Genomic DNA, 16,504 nt, shown 5'->3' with positions numbered 1-16,504 from the left:
CTTAGTTGTTCCAAGCCTCGGGGGCGAAGAGATAACCCTGTCCCCAGACGGTTTTAATTCTGAAGGGGGTTTCAATATTGTCGTTGAGCTTTTTACGCAGCCTTGAAATGCGCACGTCTATCTTTCTATCTTTACCATCAAAATCAATGTTAAGCAGTAATTGATAGATGTACTGACGGCTCAGCACTTGTCCCGCCTGCGAGGCCAGCAACCACAGGAGTTCAAACTCATGGCTGGTGAGGTCGACTTCTTTGTTGTCGAGGCGGATAGCATGGGTGTGGGGATCGATGCTCAGCTTACCAAAGGTCAGGCAGTGGGATTCGGCCTGAGGCGGTTGGTTTTGGCGACGTAATAGGTTGTTGATACGGGCAACCAATAGTGCTGGGTCGACGGGTTTCACCACGTAGTCGTCGGCGCCGAGTTCTAGCCCTTTGATTTGATCTTCGCTAGAGCCCAGAGCGCTCATCAGTAGGATGGGGCCGGCAAAGTAATCGGGCAGCTTTTCACACAGGCTTAGGCCATCGATACCTGGCAACATAATGTCTAACAGTATGATATCGGGCTTATAGTTGATTAAGCGGGTTAGGACTGTGTCACCGCGGCGCTCGACTTCTACGTGCATGCCGTGGGATTTCAAATAATCTACGATTAAATTCGCAAGACGGACATCGTCTTCAACCAATAACACTCTGTGGGGTGATTGTGGATTCGTCATTAAAATAAACTCCAAGGGTTACGGTAACGTCTGCGCACCTGAGGCTGCGAGGTTGACGTGATTTTTAATTTGGCTCCAGCCAGTGTTTGATTGGTGTCCTTACTCACTAAGACAAATTGAATATCGTTTAATGTACTAATATTCAAAGTGATTTCGTGTTGCTCTAACGATTCGCTACACCATTTGGGATAGGCGTTATTATCGGACAAGATACAGACTAGCTCGTCGTGGGCGAGTTGCCACTGTAACTCGACACGGATCTCACAGGCTTGGCTTTCATCTCCTGTGATACAAATTTCCGGGGTCAGTTTTAACTTTGACTCTTCATCCGATGCGGCAAGTACATGGCTTGGCCCCATCAAGCTCACGCTTAGGCCTAACCAGCACAGCATCCTGATATGAAGGGGAGTCACTAGTGTCAGAACCTATACGCTGCGCCAATAAAATATGTGCTGCTATAGTCTTGATCGAGCAAGGGGCTGGCGGCAATTTCGTCTGCAAGTTGTGTGTAGCGGAACGCAAACAGCAGATCCCAGTTATCAGTTAAGATATAACGGGCTGTCATTTCTATTCCTTTATTCCAACCAGCATCTGCATGGTAATGTTGGCTCCAATAAGTGTTTTCACTCGGGCGTACACCATAGTAATAGTCGACGACATTGGTACTCTTCCAATCAAATACGAGCGACATATCCATAACCCAGCGGGTTAAATGCCAACCATAGGTCCATTTTATTTGCGCTTCAGCGCCTTGATGTACGTTAAACATATCATGGGTGTAGGCTAATCTAACTACACCTAACGGGCTATAAATAAAGGCTTCAGCACCGCCCAGCATGGTAAAATTTCGCGATTCTAAGGAGTTGAATACGGGATCAGGCTCAGTGCTGAGGGCCGTATTGGTGGCGAGCATCTTGGCCTCTTCCTGTGAACTGCGCTTCAAAAAAATATTCGAGGGATCCCAGCGATAAAAATATGCCCTGTCCATGCTGTAGCTAGTGACTAAATTTAAGCTGAAATTAGGCTTCTCGAGCAGGCTATAGCCTAAGTTGCCATTATCAAAAAACCAATGTTCACCATAGTAAGCTACGGTCGGAATAAAAAAGACCGGAATATCATCAAAATCCCGCAATGGATTGGTCTTTTGTCCCCAGCCGACCGCCACGCCTAAATCCCAGTTACGCATTTCAATGCATTCATCTTTAGTGACGCACGGCTCTTTCGCCATTCCTATTGAAGGTAGGCTAAGTGCGGCGAGTAAGATAAACAGTCTTCGATACATGATTTTGCGTTCGGGTGTAATGTCGGTCGGTAATGGTCAACAGATTAGCATTTTATGCTTAAATCCACAGTGCTTTCACCTGAAGGGATGCAAAATGATACAGATATCATATAAATAGCTGATATGTAGATTACGCAATCAATTGAAAGACAAAATAAAAGCCTCAGAGGCCGTCGTTTAACACTTTTTTCGCGGTTGGATTTTTGTGTCTTATCTGTTGGCTTTTGTTGTGGTGATTGTTGGCGACTTGCTTATTGCCAATAAAAATGCCATTCAGAATGTGAATGGCATCAGGACAAGGCGCTAAAACCCGAAAGAGCTTATAGGCTAAAGGAAGTAAAAACGATCAGTTAAGTTCTTTGACGGTTTGATAACCCATTTCAGTAAGCTGGTCATTCACGCAGTCGAGCACGTATTGCTTAAGCTCGGCATTTTCGACCTGATCTTCAGAGGCCATTTGTTGGCACACTTCTGTCAGTTGAGCGATATCATTTGCAGGGGCGGGTGGAAGAGTCGATTCGTCGGCAAAGGTTGCGAAACTCATAAGTGCCGACAGTGTGATAACAGCTGATAAGGTTTTCATTTTATTTCCTTTAGTTATTGATAGTTAACAACAGCCTAACTGGTTTCCCATCATGCCGCTGCGTCAACAGATAGCAATCTATCACTGCTATTATTTTTTAGATATAAATAATTTTTCGCTAATTTGGTGAGCCATTTTTGCCAGCAAAAGTCGCCCATTTTATGGGCAATTTTATCGACGGTTGAGACCTGTTTTGCAAAGATGAATTCGCCGCACAATGCCACTCAATCGGTCGCCACTCAATCGCGTCCACTCTTGCGCCAAGCTTTGGCTGCTTCTATTAAGACTCTCTAAAATGGCTTAAGTTTCCTTGCTACACGCGTCTAAATGTTATGAATTTGTCTAAAACTAGACTTATCTCATCTTTGATAGCGTTATGGGATGAAGTTAATGTTTTTGAGGCTTTATCCCTACGCGGGCTAACGTTATTTTTAGGAGGGAAAATGGGAAGTTTGAAGCCGAGCAAAATTAACCGATAAATCAGATGTGGCGCACTCTTTGTGTCGATGTTTTGTAGTTGTTTGAATCTTATTGGATTAATTTTTAAACTTTAGGTTTAATTTGGTTTAATTTGGTTTAATTGTTTTTATCTGTATGATTTTTATCGATTAATTATTGTTTTTGTTTGGTATTGATATTTTGATTGTGATCCCTTTGGTAGTTATCTAAAATTCGCCGCTTTTTATAAAACAATAAGTATCTAGGACTAGGCTAGGTACTGAGATTAACTTATTTATTTTGGGGACTTTCTGTGTCGACTCAACTGGCGAATCCTGCTCCATTAGGTTTAATGGGCTTTGGTATGACGACTATCCTGCTGAACATTCACAATGCGGGTTATTTTCCGATTGATGCAATGATCTTAGCTATGGGCATTTTCTATGGCGGACTCGGCCAAATCATCGTCGGCATTATGTGTTTTATGCGGGGTGATACCTTTGGGACAACCGCATTCACTTCTTACGGTTTATTCTGGCTAACTTTAGTCGGGCTGATTTTAATGCCTAATGCCGGGATTGCGGCGAGCCCAACCCACTTTATGGGATGGTATTTAACCCTGTGGGGGATCTTTACCGCCTTTATGTTCGTGGGTTCGCTACGCTACCCAAGAGCGAAACAGTTTGTGTTTGCTTCGCTCACTATTTTGTTCTTCCTGTTGGCGGCAAGAGATTTCACTGGCAGCGCCTTGATTGGCACTATCGCGGGTTTTGAAGGGATTATCTGTGGTGCGAGTGCGATATACTTCGCCATGGCGCAAGTGCTTAACAATGAATATGGCCGCACGATTTTGCCGATTGGCGAGTTAAAGGCAAAGGCTTAAGCGTCTTTCTTAGTGTTTAACAAAAAGGCTGAATGATTCAGCCTTTTTGTTTTGGACGCAACTACCGTTCAGTTTAGATTTTTGCCTTAATAAACGCGCTACAGGTCTCATCTAAACTGCGATTCGAAATATAACTGGTACCGGTTTTATGGGTGATCAGAAAACCTTTTTCCGTTGGCACAATCCGGTAAATATCCGTCCAGAGGATCTGGCTTTTAACGTATTGTGATTGGGTGCTAATCCCTTGCTCATCGACAACCAGCGTGACTTCATTATTGGCGGCCTTACTCATCATCTGCCGCATCAACCACCAGGCTTTGTTATATTTCACATTCAAGGCTTCAATGACTCCAAGCCCGACAAAGAAATAGGCTAGATAGAGGCTGATATCCGCAAAAATCAGTGCAATACCAATGAATCCAAATCCCATGGCTTTATAGTAAGGCTTGAGTGTGGGATCGGGTTTAACTGACTGGGTATAACACTCGTCAAAATGCGCTTTATCTAAGATATAAGTAGTGGAATAACAATAAGGTGTTGTCATCGAGTCATCTAATATTGGAAAGCCTGATTACGCGCTAGTTTAGCGGTTTAGCCTGCCAAAGTAACGATTTTTAGGCTGGCGTCGATGGGAATAACTGGCGCGGAATACTGGTTTTATGTATCCCGCAGCCAATTAACCTTACGGCTTAATAACGATTGCGTTCGTTGGGCAGATCGCTGAGATATTCGACAAACTCGACCTCAAAGCCATGGGCATCGAAGAAGTAGATATTGCGGCGGAAGGGGTCTTCCATGCCATCTTTGGCTATCGGAAAACCGGCTTGGGTCAGCCTGGCTATCACTGCATCTAGATCACTCACCACAAAGGCAAAATGGGCTAAGCCAATTTGATGGCCCGTTAAGTCGCGGTTTTCGCCCTCACCGTTATCGCTAAAGGCAATGTATTGATAATCATCGCCAAAGTGGATCCAATTGCGCGGCTTGCCGTACCAAGTCCCTTTATCTCCGCCACGGACACGCCAATGTGGGAAAGCGGCTTGATAAAAAGTGAGTGCTTTGGGGATGTCGTCGACGACGAGGTTGATGTGTTCTAAGTGGATCATAATGCGTTCCTTGTAATGATTTTAATCAGTGTGATTCACATCCAAGCTGCTTACATACCGTAGCAGTATTCCTGCTGCTTGGGGTAGGGTTGATGAATATGGCGTTGGCGTATCGGCGCTAAGGCTTGGGCGTATTGATGCAACATAAATAGGCTGTATTGCACTCTTTCCCTGAGGTTGATATCCCGTGTGCCTTGGGGTGTAGCGTTGAGTACATTCTCGACATTACGGATGATCAAATGGTCGGGGATCGGCACCAATTTATTGTTTTTGAGTGCATTCATTTTAACTTCCACAATAGGGTAGGCGCCGCTAATGCCACTACAAACTGAAATCAGCAACACTGGCTTATGGGCGGTTTCTTGACGGCTACACATCAATAGGAAGTTTTTAAGCAGTGGCGATGCCATTCCACCCCATTCGGGCGTAATCAAAACGAGGGCATCCGCGGCATCGACTTTTCGCTCAATCTCAGGCCAATGTTCGCCCTTGTTGTCCTCTTCACCATCCCAAAATGGCAGATTGAACTGGCCAAGTTCTAAGTGATGAATAGCGTCGTAACCGACACTATGGGGCGATAAAAAACTGGTTTCGGCTATGTATTTCGCGACTTTAGCGCTTTGCGAGTTGGCTCTTTGACTGGTGCTGATGATGAGTAAGTTCATTATGTAAACCTATTTGTTTATAAATTATTTATAAGGTAATTACTTTATTTAATCTTGTAAAGGATAAAATAAATAAAAAACTTTATTTATTCTGTTAAAAGGTGGGCGATTGAGAGATAATCCGAGGTGAAGAGCGGAGAGCGCATATGAAAACCACTGATAAGATTATTCAATTACTCAAGTTGCACGGTCCATTAACGGCAAAGACCCTAGCGGAAGAACTCGCCCTGACGACCATGGGCGTCCGGCAGCATTTGCAGGCCTTAGAGGATGCGGGTGATGTTGATATTGAAGATAGGGTCGAAGGCCGTGGACGCCCAACCCGCTATTGGGGATTAACCGAGCAGAGTCGGACTCACTTTGCCGATCGCCACAGTGAGCTTAGTTTGCAATTGATTGATTCCGTTAAAATGATATTTGGCGATCAAGGCCTAGATAAGCTGATCGAGCATAGGGAACAAACGGCCTTGCAGCAGTATCGCAGCGCGATGCTCGGCATGACGGATATTGCCAGTCGTTTAACGAAACTGGTGGAGTTGCGTACCCTCGAGGGCTATATGGCGACGCAGGAACAAGCGGATGGGGTTTTCTGGTTGCTTGAGAATCACTGCCCAATTTGCAGCGCAGCGACTAAGTGCCAAAACTTTTGCCGCTCCGAACTGCAACAGTTCCAGCAATTATTTGCCGATATCGCCACAGTAAGCCGTGAAGAGCATATCATCGACGGTGCTCGTCGCTGCGCCTATCGCATTGCGCCTTTATCTTAGAGTTAGGTGGTGTGATGCAATCAAAACGCGGTCGTCTCGATAGATACCTTGCCGTTAAGTTACAAATTCACCGAAAAGCCGTGCGAGAACTCTTGCTGGCGGAGCGAGTGTATGTGGATGGTGCGCCTGCGAAAGCGCTCGATCTGCTGGTGGATGAATTTTCCCACATTGTGTTTGATGGGCAAGTCTTACAGGCCAACCAGCCAGTGTATTTGATGTTGCATAAGCCCGTTGGCGTGGTAAGTGCCACCAAAGACAAAGAGCATCGCACAGTGATTGATTTGCTCGATTGCGATGCTCGCCATGAGCTGCATATTGCAGGGCGGTTAGATTTAAACTCTTCGGGGTTATTGTTGCTGACCAATGATAGCCGTTGGTCCGAGGCGCTCATGTCGCCTGAGCAAAAAGTGGATAAAGTGTATCGGGTGACTCTGGCAAATCCTTTGAGCGAAGACTATATCGCGGCATTCGCGCAGGGCATGTATTTTGGCTTTGAAGATATCACCACTCAGCCAGCACAGCTTGTTATCCTCGCCCCCCATGTGGCAGAGGTGACCTTAAGAGAAGGAAAGTATCATCAAATCAAACGGATGTTTGGTCGTTTCCGTAATCCTGTGGTGGGATTGCATCGCCTTTCTATCGGTGAGATTACCTTGGATGAAGCCTTAAAGCCGGGCGAGAATCGTATGTTGACAGCGCAGGAGGTGGCTTCTATCTATCTTGCAGGGACGTCAGCTTAACTTTGTGCTTATGGAATAAGTTTAAGCCACCTTACCTTGCGGGAAGATGGCTTCATGCTTTCGTTATCTATCGAAGATGGATAACGAAGTTGCAGCGTTAGAGTTCCGCATGGGGGCCAAAGACTTCATAGTGCATTTGCGCGCTCGGAACACCCAGAGCGAGTAATTGCTGCTTGATCGAAGCCATAAAGCCAATGGGGCCACAGAAATAGTAATGTGCGTTGGCCACGATTTTATCGGCGACTGAGGTTAAGTTCATCGTTCCTTTAAAATCATAATCTTGGCCTAAAATGTCAGTTACTTTCGGCTCGCGGTACCACACATGACTGGCAAGATTGGCGTGTTGAGCGAGTTTAGTGTTTATCGCCGCTTTAAACCCATGTACGTCACCATGTTCGCAAGCGTGCAACCAAGTCACTGCGCTTGGGTGTTTTAGTTTTAGTAGCTGATTCAACATGCTCTTCATTGGCGTTTGTCCAACACCCGCCGAAATTAACACTACAGGTGTCTCTGGCTGAGCGGTTAGGGTGAAGTCTCCTGCTGGTGGCATAACAGCAAGGATATCGCCCACCTTTAACTCATTGTGAAGCAGGTTCGACACTTGGCCATTAGGCTCACGTTTTACACTAATGCGGTAGCTTTTGCCGTTAGGTGCGTCGGACAGCGAATACTGGCGAATCTCATCGAAATCGAGCTTAGGATGTTGCAGCTTAATGCTGAGGTATTGTCCTGGGATGAAATCTTTTACCGCTTGCCCATCGACAGGCGCTAATACGAACGAGGTAATCACGGCCGACTCGGTTGTTTTCTCACGAATAACAAACTCACGGACTCCTGACCAACCGCCATCTTGCTCTGCGCTTTCTTGGTAGATCTGCGCTTCGCGCTGGATAAAAATATTGGCTAAAAACTGATAAGCATCGCCCCATGCGGTGAGCACTTCTTCGGTAACCGCCTCTCCCCCCAACTCTTTTAGCGTGGCCAGTAGATGACCGCCGACGATGGCATATTGTTCTGGCTGAATTAAAAATCCGGTGTGCTTTTGAGCAATGCGTTCGACGGCCGTACCTAATGCACCTAGGTTATCGATGTTTTTGGCATAGGCTGCAACCGCGTTAAACAAGGCTACAGGTTGACCGCCAGAATGCTGATGAGCCAAGTTAAATACGTCTTTTAACTCAGGATTATGAGCAAACATCCGTTGGTAAAAATGCTGGGTGAGTGCAGGGCCTGCTGACTCGAGAAGGGGAATCGTGCTCTTGATGATTTGGATGGTACGGCTATCCAACATAGTGAATCCTTAACATGCTTTATTTATGAATGTTATTTGAGTTTAAAGATTCATTTGATTTAGATCAATAATAATTACAGCTAAAGCTGTTAGGTATTGGATGAATTGCAGACTGAGAGTGGTAACAGCACGAAAGGAATAGGGCTGGCACAGTAGGCCTGTGCCAGCGACATGAACTAGAGTCTGAATGCACTCACCTGATTACGCATACTGTTGGCAAGCTTGGTTAAGTTGATCACCGACTCACTCAGCTCTAAGGCCGAATTTGTGGAGTGTTCGGCAATATCGCTAATGGCAATAATGCTACGGTTGATGCTCTCGGCCACACTACTTTGCTCCTCGGCAGCTGTGGCGATATGGGTATTCAGTTCAGTAATATTGTCGACGGATGCGACAATCTCTTTCAGCGCTTGGCCTGCTTGATTCGCCTTGTCGTTGGCATCATCAACTTGATTAATCCCTACTTCCATCGCATTCACCGCTTCTTTAACCCCTTGTTGCAGAGTGGCGATCATCGCTTCAATCTCTTGGGTCGATTTTTGGGTGCGCTGTGCCAATGTCCGGACTTCGTCGGCTACGACGGCAAAGCCTCGACCCTGCTCTCCGGCGCGGGCCGCTTCAATCGCCGCATTTAATGCCAGTAGATTGGTTTGTTCGGCAATACTCTTGATCACATCCAATACTCGACCGATGTTCTGACTTTCATTGGATAAAAAGCCAATCACTTGCGCCGTTTTTTGAATTTGCTCAGAAAGTTGCGACATGCTGGTAATGGACTGCATCACAATGTGATTACCATTGGCGGCGTAATTATCGGCATCTTTAGCTGAATCCGCTGCTGCTGCTGCGCTTTGAGCCACCTCGGCGACCGTGGCTGTCATTTCATTCATGGCGGTGGCGGTTTGTTCGGTTTCAGCCTGTTGCTGCTGCATTCGTTTGTTGGTTTCTTGGGTAAAACTGCCAAGCTCGGTGGCCGAGCTATTCACAGTATTTGCCGCCTCAGCGATGGAGTGCAAAATTCCCCGTAAATGTTCAATAACCTGAGTGAGGCTAGTGGAGATCTGTCCGAGTTCATCATCGTTGAAGGTTTTAAATTTGACGGTGAGATCGGAATCTTGCCGAATGATCTTTAGATTTTGCACTATGTCGCGAATAGGATTCATCACACTACGATTGACCCAGAGTCCAATCACTATGCTGATCAGCATGGCGATACCCGCGAGAGTAATAAAAATCGAAATGGATGAATAATAGATATTGTTGACGCTGTCTTTTTCTTGCCCAGCGATCTTAATTTGCAGGTCAATCAGTTCGGAAATTTTACCGCTGATAGGGTCGATGGCGTTATATAAAGGCAGTATTTTGTCATTCAGTTTATGGACGACATCCCCATTAAAGCCCCTGAGGTAAGTGATTAATTGCTCTATCTGATCGTTGGCTGGAATAAATAAGCGTTCGGCTTGCTGGGCGAGTTGGGACTCTTCCTTGGTCAGCTCAGTGGCGAGATACTTTTGCCAGCGTTGATTGACGGTAGATTTGGCACTGCTAAGGGCATTAATGGCCTGTGAAGCACTAAACCCGCCCGCATTAGCCTTGTTTGCCGCATCAATTACATCCACGGCATATTTGTCGGCAATGACTTTAAGATCATCAAGGGGGACGACGCGGTCGTTATAGATACGTTCGACGCCATATTCGATTTTTCCCATCATATTGATAGCGATAAAACCGATAGTGAGCAGCATGACAAGTGGCACGAGAATGCCGATAAACATCTTTTGTTTTATTTGTAGACCATTCATATGGATTTCCTCGGTGAAACAAGGGAGTCCTTTAGGCAGAGCTCGAGCTGTCCCTATGATGAGTCTGTATGAATAGTTATAGCAAATTTCAGGAAGGTGATAAGTTACTTAAGGAAATTTAATCGCAGATACAAAAAAACCTCGCTAAGCGAGGTTTAAATGTTGGTACAGATGAGAGGACTTGAACCTCCACGCCCGCAAGGGCACTAGCACCTGAAGCTAGCGTGTCTACCAATTCCACCACATCTGCATTGGTATCCGACATTGTGTCGAATTTTAATTTGAATCGCAATTTGGTACAGGTGAGAGGACTTGAACCTCCACGCCCGCAAGGGCACTAGCACCTGAAGCTAGCGTGTCTACCAATTCCACCACACCTGCACTGTACTTTATTGCAATTCTTTAACACTGGTCGCTAAGGCAACCAATTTAAAGATGGTGCCCGAACCCGGAATCGAACCAGGGACACGAGGATTTTCAATCCTCTGCTCTACCGACTGAGCTATTCGGGCGACGGGCGCAATTTAAAGGCTTTTCGGCTTTTGAGTCAACTGATTTTTACGAAATAATGTAAAAAGTGGTGCGGTTGGATAAGTTTTACTCGAATAGCGTATTTATTGGCTCTTACCCAGCTGAAAAGGAACTTGGCGCGCTGTGGAACCTAAAAGGGAAGGGGCGTGAAACGCCGAACAAAAGATAAAAAAATGCCCCTTATAAAGGGGCATTTACGCTTAGTTCGATAAGATTTCGTTGTTTGGGAAGTTAGCTTGCATTACCATGAGCACGTTTTGCTTCAGTTGGTTCTGACCTAACTCGCCATAAGCTTCTGCCATAATCTCCAGTGCACGTTCTGTTGAAGGAGTGCCGGGATATGTTTCCAACACAGATTGAGCACGAACGGCCGCAGCACTCCAAGCGTTCATTTTGATATAATACTCAGCAACTTGAATGGAATATTTTGCTAAACGGTTTTTCAGCGACAACATGCGTTTTTGCGCATCGGCAGCATATTTGCTGTTGGGATAGGTTTTGATTAAACGATCAAAATCCTTAAAGGCATCTTGGGCATTTTTAGGATCGCGGTCGGTTCTATCGATATTCAACATATCGTGGAACAGATAGCTGTCCGCCTGCATATTGACGAGTCCACGCATATAGTAGACATAGTCGATATTGGGATGGGTTGGGTTTAAACGGATGAATCTGTCAATGTTGGCAATGCCAGAGGCAACATCGTCCATTTTGTAATAGGCATAAATCAGATCTAACTGAACCTGAGTTTTATGTGGTCCGAAGGGAAAGCGTGAGTCTAACGCTTCCAATGAACGGACGGCTTTAGAGTAATTGCCAAGTTCCATGGAGGTTCTTGCCTGAGAATAGAGCACATCAGGTGAGGTTTTGGCGGCAATATCGTTATCTTCAGGACTGCTGCTACAGGCTGATAACGCTAGCGAAAATAGGACTAAGGTTAAGCCTTTGGAGAATTTATACATACTTGAATTCAATTCTTTATAAGTTGTAGTTAAGAATTTTTCCATTTCACGATAAAATAGAAAGCATTCGATTGTAACAGATAGCACACATTTTTTGACCCCAAAATGGGGATACGGTTCCTATGACACAAGAGATTAATCTAAAAAGCGAGATTTCGGCAACACAAACTGGCCTGAGATTGGATCAAGCACTGGCTGAGTTGTTCCCAGATTACTCGCGCACGCGCATCAAGGAATGGATCCTATCTGATGCAGTCTATGTTGATGGCGTGATAGTGAATAAGCCGCGCGAAAAGGTATTCGAGCTGCAGCGCATTGAAATTAATGCCACGCTCGAAGAAGAAGTGCATGCGGCCGCACAAGCCATTGAGCTGGATATTGTCTACGAAGACGATGATATCTTAGTGATCAATAAACAAGCGGGCTTAGTGGTTCACCCCGGTGCTGGCAATGCCGATGGCACTTTGATGAACGCCCTGCTGCACCATTGCCCGAATATCGAGCACGTTCCACGTGCGGGTATTGTGCATCGTCTGGATAAAGACACCACAGGTTTGATGGTGGTAGCCAAAACGGTTGAAGCGCAAACCCATTTAGTGGCCGCGCTGCAAGCCCGTGAAATCACCCGTGAGTATGAGGCGATTGTCCTCGGTACTATGACGGCGGGCGGTACAGTCGATGAGCCTATTGGTCGTCATCCGACAAAACGTACCCATATGGCGGTGCATCATTCGGGTAAACCCGCAGTGACTCACTACCGTGTGGCGGAAAAATTCCGTAATCACACCCGTTTAAGATTGCGTTTAGAATCGGGCCGTACTCACCAAATCCGTGTGCATATGGCATATATTGGCCATGTGTTGGTGGGCGATCCTGTTTATGGCGGCCGTCCAAAACCACCCAAGGCAGCAAGTCCTGAGTTTTTTGAGATCCTGAAAAACTTTAAACGCCAAGCATTGCATGCGGTGCGTTTGGAGTTAGCGCATCCTGTGACTTGTGAAATCATGAGCTGGACCGCGCCTATTCCAGAAGACATGGTGATTCTGACCAAAGCGCTGCGTCAAGACACCTTAGAACACCCAGTCGAGTACTAGGCTATGCTGCTTCACGATTGGCCTGTACCGGACAATGTGGCAATTGCGATGACTGACCGCCACGGCGGTGTGAGTCTCGCGCCCTACGATAGCCTGAACTTAGGGCTACATGTGGGGGATGCGCCGCAGCAGGTATTGGCTAATCGTGGCATGTTGGCGAAGCAGTTATGCCTTGCGACTGAGCCTGTGTGGTTGGAGCAAGTTCACGGCACTCAGGTGGTTGATTTGGTCGATATCGTCCCAATCAATCTTGCCCAAAATGCTCAATCTGAGAATGTGGCCTTACAAGATTCACCACCTTTGGTGGCCGATGCCAGCTATACCGACCTCGCTGGACGTGTGTGTGTGGTGATGACCGCCGATTGTTTGCCAGTACTTCTGTGTAATCAACACGGTACGGAAGTCGCCGCTGCCCATGCCGGCTGGCGCGGACTCTGTGATGGAGTGATTGAGGCGAGTGTGGCTAAGTTTGCCTCTAAGCCAAGCGAGCTGATTGCCTATCTAGGGCCTGCCATTGGGCCAGAGACCTTTGAGGTTGGCGCCGAAGTGCGTGCTGCTTTTATGGCAACAGATCCAAACGCTGCAAACTGCTTTGTCGCTCAATGTCGGGCAACTAAGCCTGACAAATACCTTGCCGATATTATCGGATTAGCCAAATTGCGCTTAAAGAAACTGGGTATTACCCAAGTCTACAGCGCCGATATCTGCACTGTCTCTAACCCTGATTATTTCTCTTATCGCCGCGATAAAATCACTGGCCGCATGGCTTCATTGATCTGGCTTAAGTCTTAGGTTTATTCCCCTACAATTTGTATTAATTTCCCGCCGTCTTGCTTGAAATCGGTTAAATAGCCCCCATCTTTTAACTAACAAAATGTTATACCTAATTTGTGAGTTTTAGGAGGCTGTATGCGACTCGATCGTATGACCAATAAATTTCAGCTTGCCATCTCAGATGCCCAGTCGCTCGCGCTCGGGCGTGATCATCAGTTTATCGAACCGTTACATTTGATGATGGCGTTGCTCAACCAGGATTCTGGTTCTATCCATCCTTTATTAACCCAAGCTGGCATTCGGGTGAGTGCGCTGCGCTCGCTGTTGAGCCAAGAGCTTGAACGTCTACCGCAGGTCGAAGGCACTGGCGGCGATGTACAATTATCCCAAGGTTTAATTCGCTTATTAAACTTGTGCGACAAGTTGGCGCAAAAGCGCAAAGACAAATATATCTCCAGTGAGTTGTTTGTCTTAGCGGCACTCGAGGGCAGTGATGCCTTGGCGCAATGCTTAAAGAAATCCGGCGCCACCAAAGAGCTGCTCGAGCAAACCATTGAGCAAGTGCGCGGCGGTCAGAATGTGGATGATCCTAACGCGGAAGATCAACGCCAAGCGCTGAAAAAGTTTACCGTTGATCTCACTGAGCGTGCCGAGCAAGGCAAACTCGACCCTGTGATTGGTCGCGACGATGAAATCCGCCGCACCATTCAAGTGTTGCAACGCCGTAGTAAAAACAACCCAGTGCTGATTGGTGAGCCTGGCGTGGGTAAAACCGCGATTGTTGAAGGCCTCGCGCAGCGAATTGTGAACGGTGAAGTGCCTGAAGGGATTAAAAATAAACGCGTTTTATCCTTAGATATGGGCGCACTGATTGCGGGCGCTAAATATCGTGGCGAGTTTGAAGAGCGTTTAAAAGCCGTGCTTAACGAGCTGGCGCAGGAAGAAGGCCAAGTGATCCTCTTTATCGACGAGCTGCACACTATGGTGGGCGCGGGTAAAGGCGATGGCGCCATGGATGCGGGCAATATGCTAAAGCCTGCGCTGGCCCGTGGCGATCTTCACTGTGTGGGTGCGACCACTCTCGACGAATATCGTCAATATATTGAAAAGGATGCCGCCCTTGAGCGCCGCTTCCAAAAAGTATTAGTGGATGAGCCTAGCGTTGAAGATACCATAGCGATTTTGCGTGGTCTCAAAGAGCGTTACGAGTTACATCACCATGTGGAAATTACCGATCCGGCGATTGTGGCGGCGGCCACCATGTCGCACCGTTATGTGTCGGACCGTAAATTACCCGATAAAGCCATCGACTTGATTGACGAGGCGGCATCGAGCATCCGTATGCAGATGGATTCTAAGCCTGAATCCCTCGACAGATTGGAGCGCCGTGCTATCCAGTTGAAACTGGAAGAGCAGGCATTAGCCAAAGAAAACGATGAGGCGAGCCGCCGTCGACTTGAACATTTACGTGTCGAGTTGCATGAGGTTGAGGCTAAGGCGTCGGAGCTTAATGAAATCTGGCGCACCGAAAAAGCGGCGCTTGCAGGGACTCAGCATATTAAAGCCGACCTTGAGCAGGCGCGGATGGATTTAGAGGTGGCGCGCCGCGCGGGCGACTTGACCCGTATGTCCGAGCTGCAATATGGCCGTATTCCCGAGCTTGAAAAGCAACTGGACTTAGCTTCGCAAGCCGAAATGCAGGATATGACGCTGCTACGAAATAAAGTTACTGACTTAGAAATTGCCGAAGTGCTCTCAAAGGCGACGGGCATTCCGGTTTCTAAGATGCTTGAAGGCGAGCGTGAAAAACTGCTGCAAATGGAAGTGGCACTGCATGAGCGGGTGATTGGCCAAAACGAAGCCGTGGATGCGGTGGCCAATGCGATTCGCCGTAGCCGCGCAGGGCTGGCCGATCCGAATCGTCCTATTGGTTCGTTCCTGTTCTTAGGACCAACCGGTGTGGGTAAAACTGAGTTATGTAAGTCGTTGGCTAAGTTCCTCTTCGATACGGAATCGGCCTTAGTGCGCATCGACATGTCTGAATTTATGGAGAAACATGCGGTTTCCCGTTTAGTGGGGGCGCCTCCTGGCTATGTCGGTTATGAAGAGGGCGGTTACTTAACTGAAGCGGTGCGTCGTAAGCCTTATTCGGTGATATTGCTCGATGAGGTGGAAAAGGCTCACCCAGACGTGTTCAACATTTTGCTGCAGGTGCTGGATGATGGCCGCTTAACCGATGGTCAAGGTCGTACCGTCGACTTTAGAAATACGGTGATCATCATGACCTCAAACTTAGGCTCTGACATTATCCAAGAAGGATTCGGTCACCTAAGTTATAGCGAAATGAAGAGCGCGGTGATGAATGTGGTTACTCATAGCTTTAGACCCGAGTTTCTAAACCGGATCGACGAGTCAGTGGTATTCCATCCCTTGGATGCGGAAAATATCAAGCATATTGCATCTATCCAAATTGCTTCATTGCGTAAGCGTTTGGCAGAGAAAGACTATACGCTGGAGATCACCGACGAGGCATTATCGTTAATCGCCGAAATTGGTTTCGACCCAGTCTATGGCGCAAGACCGCTGAAACGTGCCTTACAGCAAGAGATGGAAAACCCATTAGCGCAAAAATTACTGCGTGGCGATTTACTGCCCGGCAAACCGATTAAGGTCAGTTGCGCCGGTGGTGAGTTGGTATTCGAACAATAATTTGCGCGGATGGTTACCCTGCTAAATGCAGCTTAACCTAAATAAAAAAACCGAAGTCTTAGACTTCGGTTTTTTATATCTACACGCTACAGATAAATGTGCTGTAACCCTAAAAGAGCAGCACGCGATAGTGTGGCGTGACTATCAAGGTTTGCATGCAGC

16 protein-coding genes and 3 tRNA genes are annotated in these 16,504 nt (G+C 46.9%); 6 read left to right on the top strand and 13 right to left on the bottom strand.

The genetic code is table 11. The annotated features are described in order from the left end of the window. Window position 1: 1 nt before the first annotated feature. The 4 genes from N5E87_RS16180 to N5E87_RS16165 all read right to left on the bottom strand — a co-directional run bounded on the left by N5E87_RS16180 (window position 2) and on the right by N5E87_RS16165 (window position 2,580). Complete coding sequence (locus N5E87_RS16180; RefSeq protein ID WP_011073412.1) at window positions 2-715, bottom strand: winged helix-turn-helix domain-containing protein; 714 nt, start codon at window positions 713-715, stop codon at window positions 2-4. Continuing rightward, window positions 715-1,107, bottom strand: a complete 393-nt coding sequence (locus tag N5E87_RS16175; RefSeq protein ID WP_164717969.1) for a DUF3019 domain-containing protein — start codon at window positions 1,105-1,107, stop codon at window positions 715-717. The genes N5E87_RS16180 and N5E87_RS16175 overlap by 1 nt, the downstream gene beginning before the upstream one ends. 26 nt (window positions 1,108-1,133) lie before the next feature. Further along, the gene (locus N5E87_RS16170) at window positions 1,134-1,997 is read right to left on the bottom strand and encodes a MipA/OmpV family protein (RefSeq protein WP_126511762.1); all 864 of its coding nucleotides are present in this window, start codon (window positions 1,995-1,997) and stop codon (window positions 1,134-1,136) included. 346 nt (window positions 1,998-2,343) lie between these two features. Then, window positions 2,344-2,580 (bottom strand): hypothetical protein, encoded by a 237-nt coding sequence (locus N5E87_RS16165; RefSeq protein ID WP_011718003.1) that lies wholly within the window; start codon window positions 2,578-2,580, stop codon window positions 2,344-2,346. A 751-nt stretch (window positions 2,581-3,331) separates the two neighbouring features. On the opposite strand from N5E87_RS16165, the gene N5E87_RS16160 reads away from it, so the two are divergent. Further along, window positions 3,332-3,901 carry a GPR1/FUN34/YaaH family transporter gene (locus N5E87_RS16160; RefSeq protein ID WP_089067174.1) on the top strand — a complete coding sequence of 190 codons (570 nt, stop codon included), beginning with the start codon at window positions 3,332-3,334 and terminating at the stop codon, window positions 3,899-3,901. 73 nt (window positions 3,902-3,974) lie between these two features. Here the strand turns inward: N5E87_RS16160 and N5E87_RS16155 are convergent, their stop codons facing one another. From N5E87_RS16155 to N5E87_RS16145, 3 genes are all read right to left on the bottom strand, one after another. Further along, the gene (locus N5E87_RS16155; RefSeq protein WP_126511761.1) at window positions 3,975-4,445 is read right to left on the bottom strand and encodes a YcxB family protein; all 471 of its coding nucleotides are present in this window, start codon (window positions 4,443-4,445) and stop codon (window positions 3,975-3,977) included. Between the two features lie 145 nt (window positions 4,446-4,590). Then, window positions 4,591-5,007, bottom strand: coding sequence for a VOC family protein (locus tag N5E87_RS16150; RefSeq protein WP_086904221.1), 417 nt, complete (start codon window positions 5,005-5,007; stop codon window positions 4,591-4,593). A 50-nt stretch (window positions 5,008-5,057) separates the two neighbouring features. Next, complete coding sequence (locus N5E87_RS16145; RefSeq protein WP_279775399.1) at window positions 5,058-5,672, bottom strand: NAD(P)H-dependent oxidoreductase; 615 nt, start codon at window positions 5,670-5,672, stop codon at window positions 5,058-5,060. Window positions 5,673-5,818: 146 nt separating this feature from the next. On the opposite strand from N5E87_RS16145, the gene N5E87_RS16140 reads away from it, so the two are divergent. Both N5E87_RS16140 and N5E87_RS16135 read left to right on the top strand, forming a co-directional pair. Beyond that, window positions 5,819-6,439: a metalloregulator ArsR/SmtB family transcription factor gene (locus N5E87_RS16140; RefSeq protein ID WP_109287869.1), complete on the top strand. Its 621-nt coding sequence runs from the start codon at window positions 5,819-5,821 to the stop codon at window positions 6,437-6,439. Between the two features lie 14 nt (window positions 6,440-6,453). Beyond that, on the top strand, window positions 6,454-7,179 hold the full coding sequence (locus tag N5E87_RS16135) for a 16S rRNA pseudouridine(516) synthase (protein ID WP_126511760.1): 726 nt from the start codon (window positions 6,454-6,456) through the stop codon (window positions 7,177-7,179). Between the two features lie 97 nt (window positions 7,180-7,276). On the opposite strand, the gene hmpA is transcribed toward N5E87_RS16135, so the two are convergent. From hmpA to N5E87_RS16105, 6 genes are all read right to left on the bottom strand, one after another. After that, entirely contained in the window at window positions 7,277-8,470 is a 1,194-nt protein-coding gene (gene hmpA / locus N5E87_RS16130) for an NO-inducible flavohemoprotein (protein ID WP_126511759.1), read from the bottom strand. Between the two features lie 176 nt (window positions 8,471-8,646). Beyond that, a complete protein-coding gene (locus tag N5E87_RS16125) occupies window positions 8,647-10,272 on the bottom strand; it encodes a methyl-accepting chemotaxis protein (RefSeq protein ID WP_279775397.1) in 1,626 nt (541 codons plus the stop codon). A gap of 163 nt (window positions 10,273-10,435) precedes the next feature. After that, window positions 10,436-10,522 (bottom strand) — tRNA-Leu (locus N5E87_RS16120). A 44-nt stretch (window positions 10,523-10,566) separates the two neighbouring features. Continuing rightward, a tRNA-Leu gene (locus tag N5E87_RS16115) sits at window positions 10,567-10,653 on the bottom strand. A 55-nt stretch (window positions 10,654-10,708) separates the two neighbouring features. Beyond that, window positions 10,709-10,784, bottom strand: a tRNA-Phe gene (locus tag N5E87_RS16110). 219 nt (window positions 10,785-11,003) lie between these two features. Then, window positions 11,004-11,765, bottom strand: coding sequence for an outer membrane protein assembly factor BamD (locus tag N5E87_RS16105; protein WP_039978513.1), 762 nt, complete (start codon window positions 11,763-11,765; stop codon window positions 11,004-11,006). Window positions 11,766-11,887: 122 nt separating this feature from the next. Here N5E87_RS16105 and rluD point away from each other — a divergent pair, with 122 nt between their 5' ends. From rluD to clpB, 3 genes are all read left to right on the top strand, one after another. Next, window positions 11,888-12,859: a 23S rRNA pseudouridine(1911/1915/1917) synthase RluD gene (gene rluD, locus N5E87_RS16100; RefSeq protein ID WP_011717993.1), complete on the top strand. Its 972-nt coding sequence runs from the start codon at window positions 11,888-11,890 to the stop codon at window positions 12,857-12,859. A gap of 3 nt (window positions 12,860-12,862) precedes the next feature. Then, a complete protein-coding gene (pgeF, locus tag N5E87_RS16095) occupies window positions 12,863-13,651 on the top strand; it encodes a peptidoglycan editing factor PgeF (protein WP_011717992.1) in 789 nt (262 codons plus the stop codon). A gap of 117 nt (window positions 13,652-13,768) precedes the next feature. Then, on the top strand, window positions 13,769-16,342 hold the full coding sequence (gene clpB / locus N5E87_RS16090; RefSeq protein WP_011623737.1) for an ATP-dependent chaperone ClpB: 2,574 nt from the start codon (window positions 13,769-13,771) through the stop codon (window positions 16,340-16,342). The last annotated feature ends 162 nt before the right edge of the window (window positions 16,343-16,504 follow it).

Origin of the sequence: Shewanella sp. GD03713 (genome assembly GCF_029843705.1) — a bacterium.
Lineage (GTDB): Bacteria > Pseudomonadota > Gammaproteobacteria > Enterobacterales > Shewanellaceae > Shewanella.
Note: the sequence above shows the minus strand (reverse complement) of the source record. Positions and strands in the feature narration are given on the sequence as shown.